Source organism: Klebsiella sp. GG_Kp173 (assembly GCF_040062415.1).
GTDB lineage: Bacteria > Pseudomonadota > Gammaproteobacteria > Enterobacterales > Enterobacteriaceae > Klebsiella > Klebsiella quasipneumoniae.
This window is the reverse complement of record NZ_JBEAFZ010000001.1, coordinates 300,553-326,734: the sequence shown is the minus strand read 5'-3', so window position 1 is coordinate 326,734 and position 26,182 is coordinate 300,553. Positions and strand designations below refer to the sequence as shown.

23 protein-coding genes and 1 pseudogene are annotated in these 26,182 nt (G+C 60.0%); 12 read left to right on the top strand and 12 right to left on the bottom strand.

Going from position 1 to position 26,182, the window contains the following annotated elements:
- Position 1: 1 nt before the first annotated feature.
- The 3 genes from ABLU50_RS01590 to ABLU50_RS01580 all read left to right on the top strand — a co-directional run bounded on the left by ABLU50_RS01590 (position 2) and on the right by ABLU50_RS01580 (position 3,415).
- On the top strand, positions 2-1,735 hold the full coding sequence (locus ABLU50_RS01590) for an arylsulfatase (RefSeq protein ID WP_087832549.1): 1,734 nt from the start codon (positions 2-4) through the stop codon (positions 1,733-1,735).
- A gap of 86 nt (positions 1,736-1,821) precedes the next feature.
- Positions 1,822-2,598, top strand: a complete 777-nt coding sequence (locus tag ABLU50_RS01585) for an SDR family oxidoreductase (RefSeq protein ID WP_004202438.1) — start codon at positions 1,822-1,824, stop codon at positions 2,596-2,598.
- A gap of 25 nt (positions 2,599-2,623) precedes the next feature.
- Positions 2,624-3,415: a MoaF C-terminal domain-containing protein gene (locus ABLU50_RS01580; protein ID WP_087832550.1), complete on the top strand. Its 792-nt coding sequence runs from the start codon at positions 2,624-2,626 to the stop codon at positions 3,413-3,415.
- A gap of 779 nt (positions 3,416-4,194) precedes the next feature.
- Here ABLU50_RS01580 and ABLU50_RS01575 read toward each other — a convergent pair.
- The 3 genes from ABLU50_RS01575 to ABLU50_RS01565 form a co-directional block, all read right to left on the bottom strand.
- Complete coding sequence (locus ABLU50_RS01575) at positions 4,195-5,148, bottom strand: aldo/keto reductase (RefSeq protein WP_008805510.1); 954 nt, start codon at positions 5,146-5,148, stop codon at positions 4,195-4,197.
- 127 nt (positions 5,149-5,275) lie between these two features.
- Positions 5,276-6,052 carry an ABC transporter substrate-binding protein gene (locus tag ABLU50_RS01570; protein ID WP_065903692.1) on the bottom strand — a complete coding sequence of 259 codons (777 nt, stop codon included), beginning with the start codon at positions 6,050-6,052 and terminating at the stop codon, positions 5,276-5,278.
- Positions 6,053-6,071: 19 nt separating this feature from the next.
- Positions 6,072-7,250 carry a M20 aminoacylase family protein gene (locus ABLU50_RS01565; protein WP_004202432.1) on the bottom strand — a complete coding sequence of 393 codons (1,179 nt, stop codon included), beginning with the start codon at positions 7,248-7,250 and terminating at the stop codon, positions 6,072-6,074.
- 233 nt (positions 7,251-7,483) lie between these two features.
- On the opposite strand from ABLU50_RS01565, the gene ABLU50_RS01560 reads away from it, so the two are divergent.
- Positions 7,484-8,071, top strand: a complete 588-nt coding sequence (locus ABLU50_RS01560; protein WP_017898792.1) for a YSC84-related protein — start codon at positions 7,484-7,486, stop codon at positions 8,069-8,071.
- 60 nt (positions 8,072-8,131) lie between these two features.
- Here ABLU50_RS01560 and ABLU50_RS01555 read toward each other — a convergent pair whose 3' ends face one another.
- Positions 8,132-8,587 (bottom strand): RcnB family protein, encoded by a 456-nt coding sequence (locus tag ABLU50_RS01555; protein WP_023319887.1) that lies wholly within the window; start codon positions 8,585-8,587, stop codon positions 8,132-8,134.
- 178 nt (positions 8,588-8,765) lie between these two features.
- Entirely contained in the window at positions 8,766-9,155 is a 390-nt protein-coding gene (locus ABLU50_RS01550; protein WP_087832552.1) for a hypothetical protein, read from the bottom strand.
- Between the two features lie 269 nt (positions 9,156-9,424).
- Between ABLU50_RS01550 and ABLU50_RS01545 the strand changes: the two genes are divergently transcribed.
- From ABLU50_RS01545 to ABLU50_RS01535, 3 genes are read left to right on the top strand one after another with little or no spacing between them, the layout of a single operon-like run.
- Positions 9,425-10,543 carry an ABC transporter substrate-binding protein gene (locus ABLU50_RS01545; protein ID WP_017898794.1) on the top strand — a complete coding sequence of 373 codons (1,119 nt, stop codon included), beginning with the start codon at positions 9,425-9,427 and terminating at the stop codon, positions 10,541-10,543.
- A gap of 60 nt (positions 10,544-10,603) precedes the next feature.
- A complete protein-coding gene (locus ABLU50_RS01540; protein WP_072140534.1) occupies positions 10,604-11,632 on the top strand; it encodes an iron ABC transporter permease in 1,029 nt (342 codons plus the stop codon).
- Complete coding sequence (locus tag ABLU50_RS01535) at positions 11,629-12,426, top strand: ABC transporter ATP-binding protein (RefSeq protein ID WP_017898796.1); 798 nt, start codon at positions 11,629-11,631, stop codon at positions 12,424-12,426. Before ABLU50_RS01540 ends, ABLU50_RS01535 begins: the two co-directional genes overlap by 4 nt.
- Before the next feature lie 41 nt (positions 12,427-12,467).
- Here ABLU50_RS01535 and ABLU50_RS01530 read toward each other — a convergent pair whose 3' ends face one another.
- The 3 genes from ABLU50_RS01530 to ABLU50_RS01520 all read right to left on the bottom strand — a co-directional run bounded on the left by ABLU50_RS01530 (position 12,468) and on the right by ABLU50_RS01520 (position 14,733).
- The gene (locus ABLU50_RS01530; protein ID WP_017898797.1) at positions 12,468-13,610 is read right to left on the bottom strand and encodes an HlyD family secretion protein; all 1,143 of its coding nucleotides are present in this window, start codon (positions 13,608-13,610) and stop codon (positions 12,468-12,470) included.
- Positions 13,610-13,954, bottom strand: coding sequence for a DUF3302 domain-containing protein (locus ABLU50_RS01525; protein WP_004202413.1), 345 nt, complete (start codon positions 13,952-13,954; stop codon positions 13,610-13,612). The genes ABLU50_RS01530 and ABLU50_RS01525 overlap by 1 nt, the downstream gene beginning before the upstream one ends.
- Before the next feature lie 137 nt (positions 13,955-14,091).
- Positions 14,092-14,733, bottom strand: a complete 642-nt coding sequence (locus ABLU50_RS01520; RefSeq protein WP_004202412.1) for a Crp/Fnr family transcriptional regulator — start codon at positions 14,731-14,733, stop codon at positions 14,092-14,094.
- Positions 14,734-14,971: 238 nt separating this feature from the next.
- On the opposite strand from ABLU50_RS01520, the gene ABLU50_RS01515 reads away from it, so the two are divergent.
- The 5 genes from ABLU50_RS01515 to ABLU50_RS01495 all read left to right on the top strand — a co-directional run bounded on the left by ABLU50_RS01515 (position 14,972) and on the right by ABLU50_RS01495 (position 21,486).
- Positions 14,972-15,895: an aminoimidazole riboside kinase gene (locus tag ABLU50_RS01515; RefSeq protein WP_087832553.1), complete on the top strand. Its 924-nt coding sequence runs from the start codon at positions 14,972-14,974 to the stop codon at positions 15,893-15,895.
- 164 nt (positions 15,896-16,059) lie between these two features.
- On the top strand, positions 16,060-17,577 hold the full coding sequence (locus ABLU50_RS01510) for a carbohydrate porin (protein WP_004202408.1): 1,518 nt from the start codon (positions 16,060-16,062) through the stop codon (positions 17,575-17,577).
- A 104-nt stretch (positions 17,578-17,681) separates the two neighbouring features.
- Positions 17,682-19,052, top strand: coding sequence for a sucrose-specific PTS transporter subunit IIBC (locus ABLU50_RS01505; RefSeq protein WP_004202407.1), 1,371 nt, complete (start codon positions 17,682-17,684; stop codon positions 19,050-19,052).
- Positions 19,052-20,452: a sucrose-6-phosphate hydrolase gene (locus ABLU50_RS01500; protein ID WP_087832554.1), complete on the top strand. Its 1,401-nt coding sequence runs from the start codon at positions 19,052-19,054 to the stop codon at positions 20,450-20,452. Before ABLU50_RS01505 ends, ABLU50_RS01500 begins: the two co-directional genes overlap by 1 nt.
- Before the next feature lie 23 nt (positions 20,453-20,475).
- The gene (locus ABLU50_RS01495; protein WP_017898803.1) at positions 20,476-21,486 is read left to right on the top strand and encodes a LacI family DNA-binding transcriptional regulator; all 1,011 of its coding nucleotides are present in this window, start codon (positions 20,476-20,478) and stop codon (positions 21,484-21,486) included.
- A gap of 53 nt (positions 21,487-21,539) precedes the next feature.
- Here ABLU50_RS01495 and ABLU50_RS01490 read toward each other — a convergent pair.
- The 4 genes and pseudogenes from ABLU50_RS01490 to ABLU50_RS01475 all read right to left on the bottom strand — a co-directional run bounded on the left by ABLU50_RS01490 (position 21,540) and on the right by ABLU50_RS01475 (position 25,810).
- A pseudogene (locus tag ABLU50_RS01490) lies at positions 21,540-22,143 on the bottom strand (hypothetical protein).
- 184 nt (positions 22,144-22,327) lie between these two features.
- Entirely contained in the window at positions 22,328-23,350 is a 1,023-nt protein-coding gene (locus ABLU50_RS01485; RefSeq protein WP_025999105.1) for an ABC transporter permease, read from the bottom strand.
- A gap of 19 nt (positions 23,351-23,369) precedes the next feature.
- Positions 23,370-24,854: a sugar ABC transporter ATP-binding protein gene (locus ABLU50_RS01480; RefSeq protein WP_087832556.1), complete on the bottom strand. Its 1,485-nt coding sequence runs from the start codon at positions 24,852-24,854 to the stop codon at positions 23,370-23,372.
- A 32-nt stretch (positions 24,855-24,886) separates the two neighbouring features.
- Complete coding sequence (locus ABLU50_RS01475; protein ID WP_002892597.1) at positions 24,887-25,810, bottom strand: sugar ABC transporter substrate-binding protein; 924 nt, start codon at positions 25,808-25,810, stop codon at positions 24,887-24,889.
- Between the last annotated feature and the right edge of the window lie 372 nt (positions 25,811-26,182).

Below are 26,182 nucleotides of genomic sequence, written 5' to 3'. Positions count from 1 at the left end.
TGTGAATAAAACAGCCATGGCCGCGGCGGTCAGTGTGATCCTCGCCGGTGGCGCGCACGCCGCCCAGCAAGAGCGTCCGAACGTCATCGTGATTATCGCCGATGATATGGGCTACTCTGACATCAGCCCCTTCGGTGGCGAAATCCCCACCCCCAACCTGCAGGCGATGGCCGAGCAGGGGATGCGCATGAGCCAGTATTACACCTCGCCGATGTCGGCCCCGGCGCGTTCGATGCTGCTCACCGGTAACAGCAACCAGCAGGCCGGGATGGGCGGTATGTGGTGGTACGACAGCACCATTGGCAAGGAGGGCTACGAGCTGCGGCTGACCGACCGCGTCACCACCATGGCCGAGCGTTTTAAAGACGCGGGCTATAACACCCTGATGGCCGGCAAGTGGCACCTCGGTTTTGTTCCCGGCGCCACGCCGAAGGACCGCGGCTTTAACCACTCCTTCGCCTTTATGGGCGGCGGCACCAGCCATTTTAACGACGCGATACCCCTGGGGACCGTTGAAGCCTTCCACACCTACTACACCCGCGATGGCGAGCGCGTCTCCCTGCCGGATGATTTTTACTCCAGCGAGGCCTACGCCCGGCAGATGAATAGCTGGATTAAAGATACGCCGCCGGAACAACCGGTCTTCGCCTGGCTGGCCTTCACCGCCCCGCACGACCCGCTGCAGGCCCCCGACGAGTGGATTAAGCGCTTCAAAGGCCAGTATGAGCAGGGTTACGCCGAGGTCTATCGCCAGCGCATCGCCCGCCTGAAAGCGCTGGGAATTATCCATGACGACACCCCGCTGCCGCACCTTGAGCTGGATAAAGAGTGGGAGGCGCTGACCCCGGAGCAGCAGAAATATACGGCGAAAGTGATGCAGGTCTACGCGGCGATGATCGCCAATATGGACGCGCAGATCGGCACCCTGATGGAAACACTGAAGCAGACCGGGCGCGATAAAAATACCCTGCTGGTCTTTTTAACCGATAACGGCGCCAACCCGGCGCAGGGTTTCTACTACGAATCTACCCCGGAATTCTGGAAGCAGTTCGATAACCGCTATGACAACATCGGCCGCAAAGGCTCGTTTGTCTCCTACGGCCCGCACTGGGCCAACGTCAGCAACGCCCCCTACGCCAACTACCATAAGACCACCAGCGCCCAGGGCGGGATTAACACCGACTTTATGATCGCCGGTCCCGGGATCACGCGCCACGGTCACATCGACGCCTCGACGATGGCGGTGTACGACGTGGCGCCGACCCTGTATGAATTCGCCGGTATCGATCCGAATAAATCGCTGGCGAAGAAGCCGGTGTTGCCGATGATCGGCGTCAGCTTTAAGCGCTATCTCACCGGCGAAGTACAGGCGCCGCCGCGCGGGAAATACGGCGTTGAGCTGCACCATCAGGCGGCGTGGGTCGATGGTGAATGGAAGCTGCGGCGGCTGGTGCCGCGGGGCCTCACCGCCGGTGACGCGCCGTGGCAGCTGTTTAATCTGCACGACGACCCGCTGGAGACCCATGACGTCGCGGCCCAACATCCCGATCGGGTCAAAGCGATGAGCGAGGCCTACGAGGCGTTCGCCAGACGCACCATGGTCACCCGGGCGCAGGGCAAGATGATCGATTACGTCGGTATCGACAGCAAAACCGGACGCTATCTGGCGGTCGATCCCGCCACCATGAAGCCGGTTCCGGCGCCGCAGGCGATCCCGGTGAGCGAGATCCATTAACCCCGCGGCTATCGTTCTTCCGGGCGATAGCCGGGAGCTGACGCGCTTTTTAAGGTAATCGGAAACCCCATTACAGGAGAGAGCGAATGGCGAGAGTCGTGGTGATCACCGGCGGCGGAACCGGAATTGGCGCCGCCTGCGCGCGGCTGATGCGCGCCGCGGGCGACCGGGTGTTTATTACCGGACGGCGCGAGGCGCCATTGCAGGCTGTCGCCGATGAGACCGGCGCCACGGCGCTGATGGGCGATGCCGCCGACGGCGAGGTGTGGCGCCAGCGGCTGTTGCCGGCCATTCTCGACCAGAGCGGCGGTGTTGATGTCCTCATCTGCAGCGCCGGCGGGATGGGCAACAGCCCCGCCGCCGAGACCAGCGACCGCCAGTGGCGCGAGGCGCTGGACGGCAATCTCACCAGCGCCTTCGCCAGCGTTCGCGCCTGCCTGCCCTCGCTGATTACCCGCCGTGGCAACGTGCTGTTTGTCGCCTCCATCGCCTCGCTGGCCGCCGGTCCGCAGGCCTGCGGCTACGTCACCGCCAAACACGCCTTAATCGGCCTGATGCGCTCCGTCGCCCGCGATTACGGTCCCCAGGGGGTGCGCGCCAACGCCGTCTGCCCCGGCTGGGTCACCACGCCGATGGCGGATGAAGAGATGCTCCCGCTGATGCAGGCGGAAGGGCTATCGTTGACTGAAGCTTATCAGCGAGTCTGTCGCGACGTTCCGCTGCGCCGCCCCGCCAGCCCCGAGGAGATAGCCGAGGCTTGTCAGTTTCTCTGTTCGCCGCAGGCCGCCATCATCAGCGGCGCCACGCTGGTCGCCGACGGCGGCGCCAGTATCGTCGATGTTCCCACTCTGGCGTTTGCCTAACGCCCTACTCTGTTCAGGAGCCCCTATGACTTCAGAAGCCGTATTTATCCAGGTCGGCGCGCTGGCCGATGGTTTTGCGCCACACGGTAATTTACTCGCCACCGCCAGCCTGCCCGCAGGCGAGCGCTTTACCTTTTATGTCGCCGGAAGTGAGCCGCAGCAGTTGATCATCGAAGATGAGCAGACGCTAAGCTGGAACGGCAAGCGCGCCCCCTGGCGGGCGACCGCCCTGCGCCCGGATATTCTGTTTATCGACTTCCTTGACCCGGAGCGGAATAACGCCAGCATCAGCGCGGTATGCAACCTGACGCAGTGCAACGCCACCCTGGTCTACGGCCAGCTGCCGGACGAAGCCGCCGCGCGGCTGGACGCTTTCAGCCGGGTAGAGCGAGGCCTGCCGCTGACCGCGGTAGAAACGCGCTTTGTCTTCGCCCGCCTGGATGCGCAGCCGGGGCCGCTGCCGGGCTTTACCACTGCGCTGGTCGGCATGCGCAATCAGTACACCTACAGCCCGACTGAGCGCTATGAGCACATCTATCTCAACGATAATTTTTACGCATGGCAGTGTCTGGACGGCGTGGAAAAGGGGCTGGCGGATGTCGACCGCTGCCACTACGTGCAGGTGGCGGAGGATCTCTATCTGTTTGTCTGGCGCGAGAAAATCATTCCCACGCTGGGGGTGATCCTGATCGATCTTCAGCAGATGCGCACCGACGGCAAGATCATGGGCTATCAGGGCAGCGACTTCGGCGCCCTCAGCAATTTCCCGGTCGGCGCCAGCGCGAAGATCCTCAACCTCACCCGCCATCAGGAATAAAGGGGCGCCGCCGGGCACGCTTTCAGGCCCCCTGCCCGTCATGTTGCCGGGTGGCGGCTGCGCCTTACCCGGCCTACGGGGTCCTCTCACAGGCTGATACATCGTAGGCCCGGCAAGCGCAGCGCCGCCGGGCGATGACAGCGGGTACGGAGCCGCTTTATGCCGGGTGGCGGCTGCGCCTGACCCGGCCTACAGGGTTCGTGCGACCTGTCCTTGATTTACCCACTTGCACGACTGAAACTGCCGGTGCTGACGGCCTCAAAATCGCTGAGACGTTCCCGGAAGGCCGGGGCAGCCCGCATGGATGCGGGCTGAGGGCCGTGTTTTGCACGGACGCTGCCTCGGCCCGACCCGAAGCCTGCAGGGATAAGTCGAAGGGACCGCGCAGCGGCGATTTTGCTGGCCGGAGCCCGGGGGTACAGGGGGCGGCGGCGACTGGCCGCCCCCTGTGCGCTCCCAGCGCCATAAGAGACATAGCGCAGAAGACATATCGGGAGCGCAATCTGTCCGGAAATCACATAGAAGTTGTAGCCCTGCCAGACGCATTGCAAACAGGGGAATTGACGATTGTGCCGCTATTTCGCCGGGTGGCGGCTGCGCCTTACCCGGCCTACGGGCTCCTCTCACAGGCTGACACATCGTAGGCCCGGTAAGCGCAGCGCCACCGGGCGATGACAGCGGGTACGGAGCCGCTTTTATGCCGGGTGGCGGCTGCGCCTGACCCGGCCTGCGGTCCGCGCCATTTGTCCACCCTCTCCCCGCCGGGAAGAGGGCGTGACTCAGGCGCTGGCGCTGTCCAGTCGCGCCACCTGCTCCGCGCTCAGGCTCAGCGCCGCCGCGCGGGCAAAACTTTCCACCTGGGCCACGCTGGTGGCGCTGGCGATCGGCGCGGTCACCCCTTCGCGGCCGATCAGCCACGCGAGGGCCACTTCCGCAGGCTTCGCCCCCTGCTCATCCGCGACCGCCACCAGGGTATCGATAATCCGCATCCCGCGCGGATTTAGGTACTTACCAATCCCTCCTCCGCGCTGGCTCTGCGCCAGGTCCGACGGCTGACGGTACTTACCGGTTAAGAATCCCGAGGCCAGGCTGTAGTAGGTCACCACCCCGATATCGCGGCTGACGCAGAGATCGCACAGCGCGCCTTCAAAGGCGGAGCGGTGGTAGAGGTTATATTCCGGCTGTAGCACCTGCCAGGCAGGCAAGCCGCCCTTGCGCGCTACCTCCAGCGCCCCCGCCAGCTGCATTGCATCGAGGTTAGAGGCCCCCATCGCTCGAATTTTCCCCGCCTGTTGCAGGCTGTGGAAAGCCTCCAGCGTTTCCGCTACCGGGGTTTGCGGATCCGGCCAGTGAGAAAAGTAGAGGTCGATATAGTCGGTATTGAGGCGGCGCAGGGAGTCGTCTACCGCCTGCTGGATCCAGGCTTTGCTGAGTCCCTTATGGCCGGGAAGGCCGAGATCGGAGCCGACTTTGGTGAAGATTTTGACCTTATCGCGCATGCCGGGACGCGCCTGCAGCCAGCGGCCAATAATGGTTTCGGATTCGCCGCCCTGGTTGCCCTCTGCCCAGCGGGAATAAACATCCGCCGTATCGATAGCGTCAAAGCCGTGGTCAACAAAAGCATCAAGAAGGGCAAAACTGGTTTTTTCATCAATGGTCCAGCCAAAGACGTTACCGCCAAACACTAACGGGGCGATGGAAAATCCGGTTTTGCCCAAGGGACGTGTCATCATGCCGAGTACTCCTTAGCTTATATTCTGCTTCCCTCAGGTAACCGCAGGGGTCAGGAGAGGAGGTGATTGGATAATCAGAAAAGGAATCTTACGGCGGGCGCTCCACGCCCGCAGGTACACTCAGACATTATGTCCCGGAATAAACATCAAAGCTAAAATATTTGCTGGCTAATTTTTTATAGGTGCCGTCGGCAAGGATCTTCGCAATCGCGCCGTTTATTTCCTGACGCAGCGCCTCATCGTCTTTACGCAAGCCGATCGCCGCCCCGGCGCCAAACAGCGTATCATCCTGCAGATGGCCGCCGACAAAGGCGAATTCCTTACCCTGCGGCTGCTGCAGGAAACTGTAGTCGGCCATCATGCCGGAGAGCACTGCGCCGTCGATGCGCCCGGACTCCAGATCGCGCACCACGCTATCGGCCCCCTGGTAGGCCACAATGTTGATCCCCTGCGGACGCCAGTGCTGATTAACGTAAGTCTCCTGCGCCGAGCCCTGCTCGACGCCAATGGTTTTGCCCTTCAGCTGCTCCGGCGTATTGCCTTTCAGGGTATTTTTACGCGCCACGAGGAACACCGGCCCGTTATACAGCTTGTCGCTAAAGGCAATCTGCGCTTTACGCTTCTCGGTCATGTACATCCCGGAAAGGATGGCGTCGAATTTCCGCGCCTTCAGCGCCGGGATAATGCCGTCGAAATTGCTTTCCACCCACACGCATTTCGCCTGCAGCTGCTGGCAAATGGCGTTGCCTAAATCGATATCAAACCCCGCCAGCTTGCCCTGCGGATCCTTCCATTCAAACGGCGCGAAGGTCGGGTCGACGCCAAAGCGGATCGCCTTTTCCCCTTCGGCCAGCGCCGACGTCGACGCCATTAACGCCAGCCATAGCAGTAGTGATTTTTTCATTCCAGTTCTTCTCCAGAGGTTAACGGCAGTGCTTTTCCACCAGACGGGCGAACAGCGTCGCGCCGGTGGTGATAATGTCATCGTTGAAGTCGTAGCCGGGGTTATGCACCATGCAGCCGCCTTTCTCCCCCTTCTCGCCGTTGCCCAGCAGGAAGTAGCAGCCCGGACGTTCGCGCAGCATAAAAGCGAAATCCTCGCTGGCGTTCATCGGCGAGACCGACTCCAGCACCCCTTCGCGGCCAAACACCTCCAGAGCCAGCGCCCGGGCGAAGTCAGTCTCTTCAGGGCTGTTGGTTAATACCGGGTAGGAGTCGTAAACCTCCACCGCGCTGCTGGCACCATAGCTTTTAGCGGTAAATTCGCTGAGCTCGTGAATACGTTTGATCAGCAGGTCGCGGATTTCCGGCTTCATCGCCCGCACGCTGAGCTCCATCACCGCGCTCTCCGGAATGACGTTGGAGGCGATACCGGCCTGGAAGGTGCCGACGCTGACCACCGCCGTTTCGCCCGGCGGCACGTTGCGCGCCACGATGCTCTGCAGGGCCATCACCAGCGCCGCGCCGGCGACGATCGGGTCGACGGTGCGCTCCGGATGGGCGCCGTGACCGCCGTAGCCGGTAAGGGTGATTTTGACGGTATCCGCCGAGGCCATAAAGTTGCCGGCGTAGAAGCCCAGCTTGCCCACCGGCAACCCCGGCATGTTGTGCAGACCGAAAATGCGTTCGCAGGGGAACTGCTCAAACAGGCCGTCTTTAATCATTAAATCGGCGCCGCCGATAGCCTCTTCCGCCGGCTGAAAAATCAGATGCACCGTGCCATTGAACTGACAGGCCGGCGAGGCGATGTATTTCGCCGCCGCCAGCAGAATGGTGGTATGGCCGTCATGACCGCAGGCGTGCATTTTCCCCGACACCGTACTGGCCCAGGGTAAACCGGTGGTTTCCTCGATCGGCAGTGCGTCCATATCGGCGCGCAGGCCGATGGTGCGCGGCGAATCGCCTTTGCTCAGGCTGCCGACCACCCCGGTCTTGCCAAGGCCGCGCGTCACCTGATAGCCCCACTCGGTCAGCTTGCTGGCGACCAGTTCGCTGGTATTAAACTCTTCAAGACTTAATTCCGGATTGGCATGTAAATAATGACGCAGAGAAATCATTTCCGCTTCCGTCGCTTTAATTTCTGGAATTACATAATCACTCATGCCGCTCTCCGGGAAATATCGTAAGGACTTAACACGGTATCGTGGTGAAAACTTTATGCAAGCAGGATTTCTAATATCGGAAATGACGGCATCTTATTTAATAATGCGTTCACGGCAGTGTAAAAAGCATTCGAAACGGTGAAATTTAAAAATAAATGTTTATTTTATGGAGGATTAACCGTTATTTACCCTACTATTTCCGGCCGTATTCAGATTTAAATAAAAAGACTTCTATGAGATTACAGACGCTTTTCCTCGTCGCCATGACCGCGCTGGCGGGCTGCAGCGCGCAGGGGGATACCGCCAGCCAGCAGCGGGCCAGTATTCAGAAGATGCGCAACGAAACCCTCAATAAACTTTACACCCTGCAGCCCGAGGCCCGCAGCGATATTCAGCATGCGAAGGGTTATGCGGTCTTCGCCAACAACAGCAGCAAGATCCTGCTGTTCGGATTTGGCAGCGGCTACGGCGTGGTGCGGGATAAGGCCACCGGGAAGGACACCTATATGAAAATGGCCCAGGGCGGCGCCGGCCTGGGGATGGGGATTAAACAGCAACGCACGGTGCTGGTTTTCCATGATAAAGCGGCCCTGGAGACCTTTATCCGCCAGGGATATATGGTCGGCGCCGATGCGAACGCCGCGGCGAAATATGATGACAAAGGCATCGCGCCGATCGCCGCCTCCGCGAACGGCGTAGCGAAGGACACCTCCTCGCTGCCGTCAAAAGTGAACGTCTATGAAATCACCGACAAGGGGCTGGCCGCCCAGGCGATGGTCAATGGCTATAAATACTGGCCGGATGACGAACTGAACCCGTAGCCCCGGCGGTGATCCATCGCCGGGTCAGGTGTTCCCTGCCCGGCGTTGGGAGACGCGCATTTAGTGGCCGAGGGCGCCGCTCACCAGAATCGAGGTGATGATCCCGGTCGCCGCGGCGATCAGCACATAGTTACCGTCGATATAGGACCAGTGATGGCCCTCCGGCGGGGGCGGCAGGCCGCGGTCGCTCCAGTCACGGACGCGATACTCATCGCCACGGAACGGCGCCGGAGCCGGGTGGCCTTTGCGGAAATCGTTACCGCGCCAGGCGAAATGGTCCTGCTCATGCCGTGCCTGATCGCGTTTGTCATGCCCGTCACGATCCGGGCCACGCTGGTCATGGTCACCCTGATGATGCGCGTCAGGTCCGCCCTGCGGCGCATGCCCATGATGATCCGAACCGTTCTGCCACACCGTTGGCTGCCCCGGACGATGGCCGTCGTTTGGGCCATCGGCAAAGGCCTGGACGCTCAGCACAGTGGATAATATTACCGCCAGAGAAATCATCTTTTTCATCGTACACCTCCTGATTGAAGTTCTTTGTAACGGGAAAATGTGAAGAAAGAGTGAGTATCCGCTTAACCAGGACGATTCCTGGCATCTGGGGTTTCTGCTGTCGGGGAAGGCATTATGGGGGAGTACGAGCAATAAAAAAGGCCGCTCTCGCGACCTTTATTCAGACTGCTATCAGGACTTACTCAGTCACTTTATTTTTTAACTCTTCAGCGCCGGTTTTGGTTTTATCCCAGCCCTTTTCTGCGCCGGATTTGGTGGCGTTCCAGCCTTTTTCGCTGACCTCTTTGGTCTTATCCCAACCTTTCTCAGTCCCTTCTTTGGTCTTGTTCCAGGTCTTCTGCGCGCCTTCACTCACCTGGCTGCCGACGCTATCCTGTTTGCCTTCGGCCGCATGTTTCGCCTTCAGCTGCTGCTCTTCGCCCTCGTGCTGGGCCTGATGCAGCTTCTCTTTGGCGGTGTTGGCGTTGGCCTTGGCCGCCGCGACGGTATCATCTGTTGCATGTGTTGTCGCAGCAAAAACCGGAGCCGCAACCAGAATAGCCGATAACGCAATCATTGCTTTTTTCATAATATCCTCTCTCACGTGTCGTGTTATGAGTCGCATTCAGGATGGCACAACGAACCGGGGATGACATTAGGAATTAGCCTGAAAAACGTCTTCGACCTGCAACCATGGCAGAAAATGCTGCCGCTGCGCGCCCTGTCGGCGTTGGCATAATTTCCAACATGTTTGTTACATTTCGTGAAATTTGCGCTTGATATACTTGCCGTTGACGTTTACTCGAGAATAATTCTCAGAATCATTATATTTATAAATTGGCAAACGGAACTCATTTTATGGCAAGAAAATCAGTAAGATCGCTGTTGCTTACTGCGCTGATCGCGACTCCCTTCTTCAGCTATGCGACCCAATATCCTCTGACGGTTACCGACCTTGACGGCCGGCAGGTCACCCTGGCTAAAGAGCCGCAGCGTATTATTTTGCAGGATGGCCGCGACATTATGACCCTCGCCCTGCTGGACCGGGACAATCCGTTTAAGCGGCTGGTGGCATGGAATAATCTGGCGAAAAAGCAGGACGTTGCCACCTGGCAGATGCTGAAAACGACGTGGCCGCAGTCGGCCACGATCCTTGACATGGGCTTCAGCGACAAGGGGAATGTCGATCTTGAAAGCGTCATCGCCCGCCAGCCGGATCTGATGATCGCCCAGCTGCGCGCCAGGCCAGCGCTGATGGAGAGCGGCGTCATCGACAAGCTCAGCGCCCTGCACGTTCCGGTGCTGTTTGTCGACTATGAGATCGACCCGGCGAAAGATACCGCTCCCAGCATCGACCTGCTGGGCAAAGTCCTCAACCGCGAGAGCCAGGCCAAAGCCTTTACCGATTACTATCGTCAGCAGCTGCAGTCGATTCGCCAGAAAACCGCGACCATCACGCCGAAGGCCAACGTCTTCGTGGAAGCGCTGGCCGGCAACAGCGACGCCTGCTGCTTTACTCACGGCCACAGCGGCTGGGGCGGGCTGGTGGAGGCGGTCGGGGCGAACAATATCGGTTCGCAGCTGCTGCCGGGCGCCTCCGGGTTCGTCTCGCTGGAGAAAATCATCAGCATGAAGCCCGACGCCTGGATAATGACCGGCTCGAAGCGCGGAAACAGCCAGGTGCTGCCCCTCGGCTATGAGGTTAAGCCGGAGGCGGTGAAAGCCCAGGCGCAGACGCTGCTGGCGCGACCGGGGGTCAGCCAGATCCCGGCGGTGCAGGAAAAGCGGGCCTATGGCGTCTATCACCACTTCTATAACCATCCGTGGAATATTGTCGGCATGGAATATCTGGCGAAAGATATCTATCCGCAGGCCTTCCGCGATCTCAACCCCGATGAGACTTACCATTATATCGTGCGTCACTTCACCGACCTGCCGGACCAGCCGTTCGTCTTTTCCTGGCAGCAGAGCGAGTAATCCGGCATGCGTTTAACCTCCGACTCCGTGCTCGACGAGCTGCCCGCCGGGACTTCTGGCGTGATGGATCATTATCGCCATATCGTGCGTCGCCGCCTGCTGCTGTTGCTGCTGCTGGCGCTGTTGATTGTCGCTTCACTGCTGTTCGATTTTATGCTCGGCCCTTCCGGACTGCCGCTGCAGAGCCTGTGGCAGACGTTAACCGATCCGGCCAGCGCCGATCCGGGCATTCGCGCCATCGTCTGGGATATCCGCCTACCCTATGCGGTGATGGCGATTATCGTCGGTCTGGCGCTGGGACTGGCTGGTGCCGAAATGCAGACCATCCTCAATAACCCGCTGGCCAGCCCGTTTACCCTGGGCGTCTCCTCGGCTGCGGCGTTTGGCGCCGCGCTGGCGATTGTGCTGGGTATTGGTCTGCCCGGTATTCCCGGCCAGTGGTTTATCTCGGCCAACGCCTTTATCTTCGCCCTGCTGGCGGCCCTGCTGCTGGATGGCATTACCCGCTGGACCCAGGTGGCTACCTCCGGCGTCATTCTGTTCGGCATCGCGCTGGTCTTTACCTTTAACGCCCTGGTCTCGATGCTGCAGTTCATTGCTAATGAAGACACTCTGCAGGGGCTGGTGTTCTGGACCATGGGCAGCATCGACCGCGCCTCCTGGAGCAAAGTCGCCATCCTGCTGGTCGCCCTGGCGCTGGTGATGCCCCTGTCGCTGCGCAGCGCGTGGGCGCTGACCGCCCTAAGGCTGGGCGAGGACCGGGCCATCAGCTTTGGCATTAACGTTCGCCGTCTGCGCCTGACCACGCTGCTGCGGATCAGCATTCTGTCGGCGCTTTCGGTGGCCTTTGTCGGGCCAATCGGCTTTATCGGCCTGGTGGCGCCGCATATTGCGCGGATGCTCTTCGGCGAAGATCATCGCTTTTACCTGCCCGCCAGCGCGCTGATCGGCGCCCTGGTGCTCTCCCTGGCCTCCATCGCCTCGAAGAACCTGATACCGGGGGCCATTATTCCGGTGGGGATCGTCACTTCCCTGGTAGGGGTCCCGTTCTTTTTGAGCATTATTTTACGTCACCGGGGGCAAGTATGAGCGACCAGACGTTATCCGGGCTGTCGCTGTCTCACTTCAGCGCTGGCTACCCCAGACGTAAGGTGATCGAGAACCTGACGGTTCCCCATCTGCCGCGGGGGAAAATCACCGCGCTGCTGGGGCCAAACGGCAGCGGTAAATCGACGTTAATGCGAGCGATGGCGGGACTGGGCCCCTGCCGCGGCGAGCTGCGCCTGGAGGGAGAAAATCTGCTGACGCAGCCGTTCTCACGTCGCGCAGAACAGGTGGTCTATCTTCCGCAGACGCTGCCCGCCGGCGTGCATCTGCATGTGCTGGAGTCGATTATCGTGGCCCAGCGCGCCGCCGGGGGACGCCACAGCGCCCAGCAGCAGGAAGAGGTGATGGCGCTGCTGCGACAGCTGGGAATTGCCCACCTGGCGATGAGCTACCTCGATCAGCTCTCCGGCGGGCAAAAACAGTTGGTGGGTCTCGCCCAGTCGCTGATTCGCCAGCCGCGCCTGCTACTACTCGATGAACCGCTCAGCGCGCTTGACCTCAACTACCAGTTTCACGTGATGGATCTGGTGCGCCGGGAGACCCGGCGGCGCAACATCGTGACTCTGGTGGTGGTGCACGACATCAATATTGCCCTGCGTCACGCCGACCACGTGCTGATGCTCAAAGCGGGCCAGCTGCTCGGCGACGGCACCCCGGCCACGGTCATCACCCCTGAGACCCTGGCGGCCGTCTATGGCGTGCGCGGCCGTATTGAACCCTGTTCGCAGGGGGTGCGGCAGGTGATTATTGACGGGCTGGTGGACCGCGAGGCCTGACCGCGGCGCGGGGATGGTTGGTCCTCCCCGCGCCCGCCGGCTTAGTGATCGAGATAGATGTAGTTTTCCCAGCTCTTCATGCGGATCAGGATCTTCCTGATCAGCGACAGCTCTTTCAGGTGATCTGAGTAGACCGCCGCCTCGAGGGTAGCACCCTGCGGCAGGGCGTATTCGGCAAAACGTGGATCGGTCACCTTTAGTACCACCAGCGCCCGGCCATGGGTATTGAGCGCGTCCGTGGTCAGCAGTTTGCCCTGGCCCTGAAACTGACTCTCGCCAATCGCCGGCAGCACATCGGCCACTTCCCCGCGGAAGACGGTGCCCGGGATGGCCGGAAACATCAGCTCCGCGGGCTCGCCTTTGTACAGACGCTGCAGGGCGTTCTGGCGAAATGCCGCGACATACTCCCGCGAGGCGTCACCTTCCACCGGCACAAAGGTCATCAGCGGCAGCATCCCCAGCGCGGTGGACATGGTGCCTGGCCGTAAGCCGACGGTGCTGACATAGCCGTCTTCCGGGGCGCGGACGACGGTGTTATCCAGCTGAAACTGCGCCTTCTGCAGCTGCGCCAGCAGGGAGGCCACGGTGGTATTTTTGCCCTTCACCACCGAGTCCAGCGCGTTACGCGCCTGAACCACTTTCGCCTGAGCCGCGCTGACGCTGGCTTCATCGGCTTTCCACGTCTGCAGACGGGTATCGACCATTTGATCGGAGAAGGCGCCCTGGGCATGCCCCTCCCGAAAGCGGGCATACTCCCGCCGCGACTGGTCGCGCTGAGCCACCGCTCTGCTCAGCTCGGCCTCCGCCTGGCTTAACGCGGCGTTGAGGGAGAGCGCATCCTGGCTGGCCGCTTTAATCTGCGCCTGCAGATCGTCCACCTTTGCCTGGAACGGCGTCGGGTCGAGAGTAAACAGCACATCGCCCTTATGCAGCCTCTGGTTAGGTCTCACCGGTACGCTCTGCACCCGACCGCGCACCTGCGACACAATCGGTACGGTACGAAACACCTGATTGCCGACGTCGGTATAGGGGAAGTTGTAATTCATCCCGAAGATCACCGCGCCAATCAGGGCGATACCGCCGAGCACCGCCGTCGGCACGGTCCACTTATTGAGCGGGATGCGGAAGACTTTAAACACCACGATGCATAGCGCGGCGTAGGTCAGCAACATTAAGGTTTCCATTATTTTGCCTCCTTCGCTTTCAGAAGGTCCACTTCGCGCTGCACCTGCTCCAGCCGCTGGACCACCGTTTCCAGACGCTGATGCAGCACCTGCTGGTCGTCAGCGATGCGGCGCATCCCCCATCCGCGGTCTTCGCGCCACAGCGTCGCCCAGATCCACAACAAGGGCCACAGGGCATGCAGGGTAAATAAGCTGACCCAGCCAGCATAATGAATCGCATCCTGATGAGGATGGCGCCGCTCTTTGGCGATTTCATAAGGAATATCGTGAATAACAATCACGCCATAAAAAAGTATTAAGGCCACGGCGATCAGAATCGCCAGCGCCACATAGTCCAGGGTCATAAAATAACTCCAGAGTGCAAGGTTAAATAAATAAAACGGCCAGATTCAGGCGTAGCAGGGCCGGGAGAAAACGCGCGCTTAGCGCTTTCCCCGGGCGGATTTTAGCGACGTTATGTCGGGGAGCCGACGAATCTGAATCAGAATTTCTCAGGAATAGAGCGGTCGATGGAAATCAGTTTGCCTTTTTTCACCGTGATATATCCCCCTTCGCGCAGGGCGGCCAGCACCTGATAAACATAGCTGCGCGAGAGATTGGTCCGTTTAATAATAAATGCCGACAGACTTTCATGTTGCCCGCCATCGATTTCACCGCGATATAAATAGCGCGACAGCATCGACTTAATAGTCTGAAAGCTAGTCTGGCTGCCGCGTTCATAGTGGGCATCAAGGGCAAATATACCCATATAGGCCAGGATCGTGGTCAGCTCTTGCATATAGCCCGGCGACGAATGAAAGAATATCCGTTCAAAATCGCTGGCGGATATTTTCGCCAGCTGGCATTCGCCCAGACACTGATAATAGAGCGCCACCGACGGACAATAATGTTCCAGCAACCCTAACGGCATATGCGCGATAACAATCCCAATCAGGTTCTGCTCGTCACCAAAGGCCAGCGTCATTTGCCCCTGCAGCAAAAAATAGAGATAGCCCGGCTGCGGCAGAAACGGCTGGTCTTTACTCAGGCTCAGGGTTTCACTGCAGGCGATCACCGCCGGCAGGTGCGTGGTCAGCGTCAGCTTCTGGTACCGATCGTAAATATCGCCAAAACTGGGGTTCATCGCGCTACGCACTCCTTCACCTTTTATCACCGCGGCGGGGCTAACCGCGGCCTGTGGAACTATACCTAAGCGGGTCAGGAAGGAAAAGTCCAGATCTGGAGTGGCGAAATATTCCGCCTGGCTCACATTTTTCACCCTCGCCCCGCCCTTTCGTCCGCCAATCGTTCCGCTTGCCGCCAGGCTGTGCTTTAATTAGCTAAAACGGTTTAACAAAGTTTAGCTAAGAGGAACTAGTCCTATGAATGGTAAAATCTGGGTACTCGGCGATGCGGTCGTCGATCTCCTGCCCGACGGAGAGGGCCGCCTGCTGCAATGCCCCGGCGGCGCGCCGGCCAACGTCGCGGTCGGCGTGGCGCGGCTCGGCGGCGATAGCGGGTTTATCGGCCGCGTCGGCGACGATCCCTTCGGCCGCTTTATGCGTCACACCCTGGCGCAGGAGAAGGTGGATGTGAACTATATGCGCCTCGATGCGGCGCAGCGCACCTCCACGGTGGTGGTCGATCTCGATCGCCACGGGGAGCGCACCTTTACCTTTATGGTCCGCCCGAGCGCCGACCTGTTTCTTGCGCCTGAGGATCTTCCGCCGTTTGCCGCCGGTCAGTGGCTGCACGTTTGCTCTATCGCTCTCAGCGCGGAGCCGAGCCGCAGCACGGCATTCGCGGCGATGGAGGCGATAAAGCGCGCCGGGGGCTATGTCAGCTTCGACCCCAATATCCGCAGCGACCTGTGGCAGGATCCGCAGGAACTGCGCGACTGTCTCGACCGGGCGCTGGCCCTCGCCGACGCCATAAAACTCTCGGAAGAGGAGCTGGCTTTTATCAGCGGCAGCGACGACATCGTCAGCGGCATCGCCCGGCTGAACGCCCGCTTCCAGCCGACGCTGTTGCTGGTGACCCAGGGCAAAGCGGGGGTTCAGGCCGCGCTGCGCGGGCAGGTTAGCCACTTCCCTGCCCGCCCGGTGGTCGCCGTCGATACCACCGGCGCCGGCGATGCCTTTGTCGCCGGGCTGCTCGCCGGACTCGCCGCCCATGGTATCCCTGACAACCTCGCCGCCCTGGCTCTCGACCTCACGCTGGCGCAAACCTGCGGCGCGCTGGCCACCACCGCCAAAGGCGCCATGACCGCCCTGCCCTACAGGGACGATCTTCAACGCTCGCTGTGATCCCGTTGGGCCGGTTAACGGCCCACTTTGCTGGCGACATCACAATTCTTAAACCGGTTTAGCAATTTTTATTTTCACCGCATTACCGACATGTTTACCATATTAACTAAACCGGTTTAGCAAACGTTAGCACACTCACTGATTTACCTTTGGATGTCACCAACATGTATAAAAAACGGAAGTTAGCCATTCTTATTGCTTTGCTAACCGGCGCCGCCGCCGCCCATGGGCAGACAGACCTGAACAGCATTGAAGCGCGTCTCGCCGCCCTGGAAAAACGTCTGCAGGATGCCGAGACTCGCGCCAGCACTGCCGAAAGCCGCGCCGCCTCGGCGGAGCAGAAAGTTCAGCAGCTAACCCAGCAGCAGCAACAAACCCAGGCCACCACCCAGCAGGTGGCCAAACGCACCACCCAACTGGAAGAAAAAGCCGAACGGCCCGGCGGCTTTGAGTTCCACGGCTACGCCCGCTCCGGGGTGATCATGAACGACTCCGCCGCCAGCACGAAATCCGGGGCCTATATGACCCCCGCCGGAGAAACCGGCGGCGCCATTGGTCGTCTGGGCAACCAAGCCGACACCTATGTGGAAATGAACCTCGAACATAAGCAGACCCTGGACAACGGGGCGACCACCCGGTTCAAAGTGATGGTGGCCGATGGGCAAACCACCTATAACGACTGGACGGCGAGCAGCAGCGACCTGAACGTACGCCAGGCGTTCGTCGAGCTGGGCAACCTGCCGACCTTCGAGGGTCCGTTCAAAGGCTCGACCCTGTGGGCCGGGAAGCGATTTGACCGCGACAACTTCGATATCCACTGGATTGACTCGGATGTGGTGTTCCTCGCCGGGACCGGCGGCGGGATCTACGACGTGAAGTGGAACGACAGCCTGCGCAGCAACTTCTCGTTATACGGCCGCAACTTTGGCGATATCGCCGACAGCAGCAACAGCGTGCAGAACTATATCGTCAGCATGAATAACTTTGCCGGCCCGGTGCAGATGATGGTCAGCGGGATGCGGGCGAAAGATAATGACGACCGCCAGGACGCAAACGGCAATCTGGTGAAAGGCGATGCCGCTAACACCGGGGTTCATGCCCTGCTGGGTCTGCACAATGAGAGCTTCTATGGGCTGCGCGACGGGACCAGCAAAACGGCCCTGCTGTACGGTCACGGCCTGGGCGCCGAGGTCAAAGGCATCGGCTCCGACGGCGCGCTGCGTCCGGGAGCCAACACCTGGCGTTTCGCCAGCTACGGCACCACCCCGCTGAGCGATCGCTGGTTTATTGCCCCGGCCGTGCTGGCGCAGAGCAGTAAAGATCGCTATGTCGATGGCGACAGCTATCAGTGGGCCACTCTCAACCTGCGTCTGATTCAGGAAGTGACGCAGAACTTCGCCCTCGCCTGGGAGGGCAGCTATCAGTACATGGATCTGCAGCCTGAAGGCTACAACGATCGCCATGCGGTCAATGGCAGCTTCTACAAGCTGACCTTCGCCCCGACCTTCAAGGTCGGCAGCATCGGCGACTTCTTCTCGCGCCCGGAGATCCGCTTCTATACATCGTGGATGGACTGGAGCAAAAAGCTGGATAACTACGCCAACGACGACGCATTAGGCAGCAACGGGTTCAAATCGGGCGGCGAATGGTCGTTCGGTATGCAAATGGAGACCTGGTTCTGACGTGAACCCGGGCGACAGGGTAAGTAAAACATAAATATAAGGTTCGCGGTGCCAGCCATGGCCGGTGCCGCCCACGCCATATCATCATGCATTCAGAGGGTACTATGGATTTTGAACAGATTTCCCGCTCACTGCTTCCCCTGCTGGGCGGCAAGGAAAATATCGCCAGCGCCGCGCACTGCGCCACCCGGCTGCGGCTGGTGCTGGTCGACGACGCGCTCGCCGACCAGCAGGCGATTGGCAAAATCGACGGCGTGAAAGGCTGCTTTCGTAATGCCGGACAGATGCAGATCATCTTCGGCACCGGGGTGGTCAATAAAGTCTATGCTGCCTTTATCCAGGCGGCGGGCATCAGCGAATCGAGCAAATCCGAAGCCGCCGACCTGGCGGCGAAAAAGCTGAACCCGTTCCAGCGCATTGCCCGCCTGCTGTCCAACATCTTCGTGCCGATTATTCCCGCCATCGTCGCCTCCGGCCTGCTGATGGGCCTGCTGGGGATGGTGAAAACCTACGGCTGGGTCGACCCGGGCAACGCTATCTATATCATGCTGGATATGTGCAGCTCGGCGGCGTTTATTATTCTGCCGATCCTGATCGGCTTTACCGCCGCCCGCGAATTTGGCGGCAACCCTTATCTGGGCGCGACCCTCGGCGGGATCCTCACCCACCCGGCGTTGACCAACGCCTGGGGCGTCGCCGCCGGCTTCCACACCATGAATTTCTTCGGCATCGAAGTGGCGATGATCGGCTATCAGGGCACGGTCTTCCCGGTGCTGCTGGCGGTGTGGTTTATGAGCCTTGTCGAAAAACGGCTGCGCCGCGTTATTCCTGACGCGCTGGATCTGATCCTCACGCCGTTCCTGACGGTGATTATCTCTGGCTTTATCGCCCTGCTGCTGATCGGCCCGGCCGGCCGCGCGCTCGGCGACGGCATTTCGTTTATCCTCAGCACGCTTATCAGCCATGCCGGCTGGCTGGCGGGCCTGCTGTTCGGCGGCCTCTATTCGGTGATCGTCATTACCGGTATCCATCACAGCTTCCATGCCATTGAGGCGGGTCTGCTCGGCAATCCGTCGATCGGCGTCAACTTCCTGCTGCCTATCTGGGCGATGGCCAACGTCGCTCAGGGCGGCGCCTGCTTTGCCGTGTGGTTTAAAACCAAAGATGCCAAAATCAAAGCCATTACCTTGCCGTCGGCGTTTTCGGCGATGCTGGGGATCACCGAGGCGGCGATCTTCGGGATTAACCTGCGCTTTGTAAAACCTTTCATCGCCGCGCTGGTGGGCGGTGCCGCCGGCGGCGCCTGGGTGGTGTCGATGCACGTCTACATGACCGCGGTGGGCCTGACGGCGATCCCGGGAATGGCCATCGTGCAGGCCAGTTCGCTGCTGAACTACATTATCGGGATGGCGATCGCCTTCGCCGTGGCATTCGTACTCTCTCTGACGCTGAAATACAAAACGGACGCTGAATAATGTCATTACCGTCACGCCTGCCTGCGATCCTGCAGGCCGTTATGCAGGGCCAGCCGCAGGCGCTGGCCGACGACCATTACCCGCAATGGCATCTGGCGCCGGTCAGCGGACTGCTGAACGATCCCAACGGCTTTTGCCAGGTCGCCGGGCGTTACCACCTGTTTTATCAGTGGAATCCGCTCGCCTGCAACCACACCTATAAGTGCTGGGGACACTGGAGCTCAGCCGACCTGCTGCACTGGCGGCACGAACCTATCGCCCTGATGCCGGACGAAGAGTATGACCGCAACGGCTGCTACTCCGGCAGCGCAGTCGAGTTCGAGGGTACCCTGACCCTGTGCTACACCGGCAACGTGAAGTTCCCCGACGGCGGGCGCACCGCCTGGCAATGTCTGGCGACGGAAAATGCCGATGGCACCTTCAGCAAGCTGGGGCCGGTACTGCCGCTGCCGGAAGGCTATACCGGCCATGTACGCGACCCTAAGGTGTGGCGCCAGGACGGGTGCTGGTACATGGTCCTCGGGGCGCAGGATGTGCAACAGCGCGGCAAAGTGCTGCTGTTTACCGCCAGCGACCTGCGGGATTGGCGCCTGGTGGGCGAGATAGCCGGGCATGACGTTAACGGCCTGGCGAACGGTGGCTACATGTGGGAGTGCCCGGACCTGTTTCCGCTGGCGGACACCCACCTGCTGATCTGCTGCCCGCAGGGGCTGGCCCGCGAAGCACAGCGTTTTCTCAATACCTATCCTGCGGTGTGGATGGCAGGCCGTTTCGACGCCGAACGCGGCGCCTTCGACCATGGCCCGCTGCACGAGCTGGACAGCGGATTTGAGTTCTACGCGCCGCAGACCATGCTGGCCGAAGATGGCCGCCGCCTGCTGGTCGGCTGGATGGGCGTCCCGGACGGGGAAGAGATGCATCAGCCCACCCGCGCGCAGGGATGGATCCACCAGATGACCTGCGTGCGCGAACTGGAGTGGCAGTCGGGTGCCCTGTATCAGCGTCCGCTGCGCGAACTGACTGCCCTGCGCGGGGAAACCCAGGGCTGGCGCGGGCAGACCCTGCCCCTCGCCCCGATGGAGCTGGCCTTTGACATCGCCCCCAACAGCACGCTGGGGCTGGATTTTGCCGGCGCCCTGCAGCTCACCGTCAACCGCGACGGCCTGCGCCTGTCGCGCCGCGGCCTGCAGACGGCGGAGATGCATCATCGCTACTGGCGCGGCGAGGCGCAGCGGCTGCAGATCTTTATCGACCGCTCCAGTGTGGAAATTTTCATCAACGATGGCGAAGGGGTAATGAGCAGCCGCTTCTTCCCGGGCTATCCGGGGCAGCTCATCTTCAGCGGTGCGACGCCGGTGGCATTCTGCCGCTGGCTGCTGCGGCCATGCATGGTAGAATAAGCGTTTTGCTTTCAGGCTCCCGGGTGCTGATGAAAACCAAACGCGTAACTATCAAAGATATCGCCGAACTGGCGGGCGTCTCCAAAGCGACCGCCAGCCTGGTACTCAACGGTCGTGGCAAAGAGCTGCGTGTGGCGCAGGAGACGCGCGAGCGCGTGCTGGCGATCGCCCGCGAGCAGCACTATCAGCCGAGCATTCACGCGCGCTCGCTGCGTGATAACCGCAGCCATACCATTGGCCTGGTGGTGCCGGAAATCACCAACTACGGGTTTGCCGTTTTCTCCCATGAGCTTGAGACGCTCTGCCGGGAAGCCGGCGTGCAGCTGCTTATCTCCTGCACCGACGAAAACCCCGGCCAGGAGAGCGTGGTGGTCAATAACATGATTGCCCGCCAGGTCGACGGCCTGATCGTCGCCTCGTGCATGCACAGCGATGCCGACTACCTGAAGCTCAGCGAACAGCTGCCGGTGGTGCTGTTTGACCGCTCCCCCAGCGACAGCGCCCTGCCGCTGGTGATGACTGACTCGGTCACCCCAACGGCCGAACTGATCTCCCGCATCGCCCCTCAGCATGCGGACGAGTTCTGGTTTCTCGGCGGCCAGCCGCGGCTATCGCCTTCGCGCGACCGGCTGGCGGGATTCACCCAGGGCCTGGCTCAGGCGGGGGTTACGCTGCGTCCCGAATGGGTGATCAACGGCAACTATCACCCCAGCTCCGGCTACGAGATGTTCGCCGCGCTCTGCGCGCGGCTGGGACGGCCGCCGAAGGCGCTGTTCACCGCGGCCTGCGGCCTGCTGGAAGGGGTCCTGCGCTATATGAGCCAGCACCATCTGCTGGACTCCAATATTCATCTCGCCAGCTTCGACGATCACTATCTGTACGATTCACTTTCCCTGCGCATTGATACCGTGCAGCAGGATAATCGCCAGCTGGCCTGGCACTGCTACGATCTGCTCAGCCAGCTGATCGACGGCCAGGCGCCGGAGCCGCTCCAGCGCTATCTGCCCGCTACCCTGCAGTTTCGCCATGCCTGACGGCGCCGGCGGCGATTAGCGTTTTCGCCGGACGCGCGCCGCCTGCCTCAGCGTCAGCAGCACGCTGGCGAGCACCACGCCGAGGCCAATTGTTACCTGCCAGCGGTAAGCCATCAGCAGCGAGGGCAATCCGCCGTCCGGCGCCAGCATCACGAGATTCCAGCCCGCCAGGCCGGCATTGCCGTTCAGCGCCCGGCTTAACATCCGCTGATGCGGGGCGAAGGGCTGAATGGTCTGGTAATGGCTGCCGAACAGCGGCGGCTGCATCTCCCGCGGGAATTGTGCCTGCACCTGGGCCAGCACGCTGGCCGGCAACGCATGCGATGCCGCCAGCAGATGCCCGTCGCCATTCACCAGCAGTAGCCGATAATGCCGCTGCCGGGCCAGGGTATGCAGATCGGCGCGCATCACCGCCAGCGGCCAGGTCGCTTCCCGCTGCGGAGCGGGGGTGTTCATCCGCTGTTCAAGGCGTTCCGCCACCCACCGCGCATCCTCCTCCAGCTGCCGGGTATGCATCTCACGGTAAACCTCTCTGGCCGGCAGGTTCACGCCCCGACTGAGGATCAGGATCGCCAGTCCCGCTAACAGGCTGACGATAATGCCCCTTCTCCCCGGTCGCGAGAGCGGCGAGGATTTGATTAAGGATGGTGTATTCATACGACTCCAGAAACAGGGGGCAAGGCGTGGCCCCCTGGCGAATGGACAACAAAAGTCGCGAAACTGTACAGGATGCGCAGCGCGGGAAAAATAGACAGCCGGCGCCTGGCGGGACGTATTTTGTTTATTTCTGGACAGGGCTGGCGGCAACGACGCGCTTCGCCGTTGCCGCCAGTTGATAAGATTAGCGTTTTTTCCGGTTGCGGCGCATGTCGATGGTCACCGCCGCGACGATAATGATCCCTTTAATAATATCCTGCACGTAGGCATCGACGCCGACAAAGGTAAAGCCGCTCTTGATCAGGCCAAGGATCATCGCGCCAATCAGGGTGCCAGTAATGCGCCCCACCCCACCCATTAAGCTGCTGCCGCCGATCACCGCCGCGGCAATCGCGTCCAGCTCGTAGGACATCCCCATGCTGGACTGGCCACTGCTGACGCGCGCCGCCAGCACTACCCCAGCCAGCCCGGAGAGCGCCCCGGCGATGGTGTAGACGATCACCAGGTATTTATTCACGTTGATGCCGGACACTTTGGCCGAGGTCATGTTGCCGCCGATGGCATACACATATTTGCCATACCGGGTATGCTTCAGCGCAATGTGAAACACTGCGGCAATCACGAAGAAGATGATCACCGGCATCGCCCCCTGGCCTATCGCCGTAAAGCTGTCGGAGAGGAAGCTTATCGGATTGCCCTGGGTGTAATACTGCGCCAGACCGCGCGCCGAGACCATCATCCCGAGGGTGGCGATAAATGGGGGGATGCCGGTTCGCGTCACCAGGAAACCGTTGGTCAGCCCGCACAACAGGCCGACGCCGATCCCCGCGCAAATCGGGATCACCGCCGGCAGGTTGACCAGCGCCGGGAACATTGGCGACAGGCTGTCGGAGGTTTGCGCCAGGCTCGCCGCCACCACCGCCGCGAGGGCGATAACCGAACCGGAGGAGAGGTCAATCCCGGTGGTGATGATCACCTGGGTGACGCCGACGGCGATGATGCCGATGATCGCCACCTGCAGCACAATCAGCACCAGGCGGTTGGTATTGAGCAGGAACGACTGGTCGCGAACATACCAGCCGGCGATTTCAAAGGTCAGGGCAATCACCAGCATCACCACAAAGATGCCGGTATCTTTCGGCATTTTATGCCGCAAATTAGCGAAGAAGGAGGAACCCTCGCTGGCCGGAGCCGCCGTTAATTTCATATTACTCATTCTCTGTGCCTCAATGGGATGCCAACGACAAAATGGTTTCCTGGTCGGCTTCGTCTTTTTCCAGGATGCCGGTGATACGGCCTTCATGCATCACCATGACCCGGTCACTCATGCCAAGGATTTCCGGCAGCTCAGAGGAGACCATAATGACCGCCACCCCCCGGTTCGCCAGTTCACTGATAAGATGATAAATTTCCGCCTTCGCCCCGACGTCGATGCCGCGGGTCGGCTCATCGAGAATTAAGATTTTCGGTTGCGCTAACAGCCAGCGCGCAATCAGAACTTTTTGCTGATTCCCCCCGCTGAGGTTATTAATAATTTGATCCATCGTCGGCGTTTTAATATTGAGCCGACGGATTTGCTCCATGCAGTCTTCGGCCATTTTCACGTGCTGGACAAAACCGCTCTTGCCGATATATTCCGGCATTTTGACGATACTCATATTTTCCAGCACCGACAGCACCAGAAACAGGCCCGACTTTTTACGGTCTTCGGTTAATAACGCCATTCCCTTTTCAATCGCCACGGAGGGGGAATCAATGGTCACCTGCGCCCCGTCGATCAGCACTTCGCCGCTGTCGAAGCGTTCCATGCCAAACAGGCTTTCCATCACCTCGCTGCGCCCGGCGCCCACCAGCCCGGCCACGCCGAGGATCTCGCCGCGACGCACGGTAAAGCTGACATCATGGAACACGCCCTGGCGCGTCAGATTGCGCACCGTCAGCACCTCTTCGCCGATGGTGTTATTAAATTTCGGGAACAGCTGGGTTAATTCGCGGCCCACCATCTGGGTGATCAGCGACTGGCGGGTAAACTCGGTGGTGTTTTTGCTCCCCACCCAGGTCCCATCGCGAAAGACGCTGATCTCATCGGTGATAGCGAAGATCTCATCCATTTTATGGCTGATATAGATGATCGCTTTGCCCTGGGCCCGCAGGTCGCGGATGATGGTGAACAGGTGAGCTACCTCGCCTTCGGTCAGCGCCGAAGTGGGCTCATCCATGATCACAATATCCGCGTTCCATGAGACCGCTTTGGCAATCTCCACCATCTGCTGGGCGGCGATGCTCAGGTCGCCCACCAGCCGGTCGGCGGTTAAGCGAATATTCAGCTTATCCAGCAGCGCCTGGGTCTGGCGGGTCAGCTGGCCGTGGTCGACAAAGCCGTACTTCATCGGCTCGCGCCCCAGCCAGATATTCTCCGCCACCGTCATATGCGGCACCAGATTCAGCTCCTGGTGGATCATCGATATCCCCGAGCGCAGCGCATCCATGGTGTCGGTAAACTCAACCGGCTCTCCTTTCACGCGAATCGATCCTTTATCCGGGCGATAGATACCGATCAGGCACTTCATCAGCGTGGATTTACCGGCGCCGTTCTCACCCATCAGGGCGTGCACCGTTCCCGGGCGCACGCGTAATGAGACATTATCGAGCGCCTTCACGCCGGGGAAGAACTTACTGATACCTTCGGCTTCAAGGGCAAAAGCGTTCATACATCCACCTCCGTACCACAGGTTGGCCAGGATTATTTCTGATTACGATTGGTAAATTCAGCCATGTTCTCTTTGGTGATCAGCTGATACGGCACGTCGATGATTTTCTCCACTTTCTCACCGTTCGCCAGCTTGATGGCCGCGTCTACGGCGCCCTCACCCTGGCCTTTCGCATCCTGGAAGATGGTGGCGATCATCTTGCCGCTCTTCAGCATCTGCAGCGCATCCGGGGTGCCATCCACGCCGGCGATAAGAATATGGTTCGGGTTTTTACCCAGCGCCTGCAGGGCGCCGATCGCCATTTCATCGTTGTTGGAGGCGATGGCCTGGATATCCTCGCCGCTGGTCATCCAGTTGCTGACCACGTCCACGGCGTCATTGCGGGTGAATTTCGCGGTCTGCTTCTGCACGATTTTGATGTTCGGGTATTTGGCGACAACCTCTTCCACCCCTTTGGTGCGGTCGCGAGTGGATTCATTCGCCAGGTCGCCGAGCAGGATCGCCACATTGCCCTTACCGTTCATCGCTTTCGCCAGCGCTTCCATCTGCAGACGGCCGGCGAGAATCGAGTCCGACCCAACATAGGCCATCTTGTCGGTCAGCTCCGCCTGCGGGCGACGGTTCACAAATACCAGCGGGATCCCGGCCTTGGTGGCCTGATCCATGATCGGTTTCACCGCATTGGTATCCACCGGGTTAACGATAATGGCGTCCACCCCCTGGCCGATAAAGTTCTGCACCTGCTGCAGCTGCTGGGAGACATCCCCTTTCGCGTCCTCGATCTGCGATTTCACCCCATCTTTTTTCATCTCTTTTTGCATCGAGGTACGCAGGATCGTCAGGAAGTTATCGTCAAACAGCGCCATCGAGACGCCAATGGAGACATCTTTTGCCATAACCACCGCAGGCAGCATGCAGGCTAACAAAGAGGCAACAATCGTTTTCTTAATATTCATAGTTGATCCTTGATTTTGTAGGTACGCCGGTGAATGAAACAAAATGAAAAATTAATTTCAGTCAGGTTGCGACAAATGTCTGTTGTGACGGCGACGGCGCTGCGGGGTTTTCCGCATTTCGTCGTGATCGGAATCACAAATAATGGCTGTTTTATCATCACTTTTTTGAAACATCAGTCCATTTATGCCACACCGTGAATTCCAGACCATTTATTTCATTAACAAGACATTTGAAACTTTTATAAGTAAATAACTGAAATGAAAATTTTAAAACTATGCAGTAACAGAATTTTGACAGACATCTAACATTGCTGCATAAATGAGCGAAAAATGAGAGGCAGACAACGCTTTAAAGCGATCGCCCCCGGCGGG

Coding starts and splice junctions, on each gene's coding strand:
- ABLU50_RS01580 (WP_087832550.1), top strand. CDS start 2,624: ATGACTTCAGAAGCCGTATTTATCCAGGTCGGCGCGCTGGCCGATGGT.
- ABLU50_RS01500 (WP_087832554.1), top strand. CDS start 19,052: ATGTCATTACCGTCACGCCTGCCTGCGATCCTGCAGGCCGTTATGCAG.
- ABLU50_RS01515 (WP_087832553.1), top strand. CDS start 14,972: ATGAATGGTAAAATCTGGGTACTCGGCGATGCGGTCGTCGATCTCCTG.
- ABLU50_RS01510 (WP_004202408.1), top strand. CDS start 16,060: ATGTATAAAAAACGGAAGTTAGCCATTCTTATTGCTTTGCTAACCGGC.
- ABLU50_RS01535 (WP_017898796.1), top strand. CDS start 11,629: ATGAGCGACCAGACGTTATCCGGGCTGTCGCTGTCTCACTTCAGCGCT.
- ABLU50_RS01520 (WP_004202412.1), bottom strand. CDS start 14,733: ATGAACCCCAGTTTTGGCGATATTTACGATCGGTACCAGAAGCTGACG.
- ABLU50_RS01480 (WP_087832556.1), bottom strand. CDS start 24,854: ATGAACGCTTTTGCCCTTGAAGCCGAAGGTATCAGTAAGTTCTTCCCC.
- ABLU50_RS01555 (WP_023319887.1), bottom strand. CDS start 8,587: ATGAAAAAGATGATTTCTCTGGCGGTAATATTATCCACTGTGCTGAGC.
- ABLU50_RS01575 (WP_008805510.1), bottom strand. CDS start 5,148: ATGATGACACGTCCCTTGGGCAAAACCGGATTTTCCATCGCCCCGTTA.
- ABLU50_RS01485 (WP_025999105.1), bottom strand. CDS start 23,350: ATGAAATTAACGGCGGCTCCGGCCAGCGAGGGTTCCTCCTTCTTCGCT.
- ABLU50_RS01585 (WP_004202438.1), top strand. CDS start 1,822: ATGGCGAGAGTCGTGGTGATCACCGGCGGCGGAACCGGAATTGGCGCC.
- ABLU50_RS01565 (WP_004202432.1), bottom strand. CDS start 7,250: ATGAGTGATTATGTAATTCCAGAAATTAAAGCGACGGAAGCGGAAATG.
- ABLU50_RS01505 (WP_004202407.1), top strand. CDS start 17,682: ATGGATTTTGAACAGATTTCCCGCTCACTGCTTCCCCTGCTGGGCGGC.
- ABLU50_RS01550 (WP_087832552.1), bottom strand. CDS start 9,155: ATGAAAAAAGCAATGATTGCGTTATCGGCTATTCTGGTTGCGGCTCCG.
- ABLU50_RS01545 (WP_017898794.1), top strand. CDS start 9,425: ATGGCAAGAAAATCAGTAAGATCGCTGTTGCTTACTGCGCTGATCGCG.
- ABLU50_RS01570 (WP_065903692.1), bottom strand. CDS start 6,052: ATGAAAAAATCACTACTGCTATGGCTGGCGTTAATGGCGTCGACGTCG.
- ABLU50_RS01530 (WP_017898797.1), bottom strand. CDS start 13,610: ATGGAAACCTTAATGTTGCTGACCTACGCCGCGCTATGCATCGTGGTG.
- ABLU50_RS01525 (WP_004202413.1), bottom strand. CDS start 13,954: ATGACCCTGGACTATGTGGCGCTGGCGATTCTGATCGCCGTGGCCTTA.
- ABLU50_RS01475 (WP_002892597.1), bottom strand. CDS start 25,810: ATGAATATTAAGAAAACGATTGTTGCCTCTTTGTTAGCCTGCATGCTG.
- ABLU50_RS01560 (WP_017898792.1), top strand. CDS start 7,484: ATGAGATTACAGACGCTTTTCCTCGTCGCCATGACCGCGCTGGCGGGC.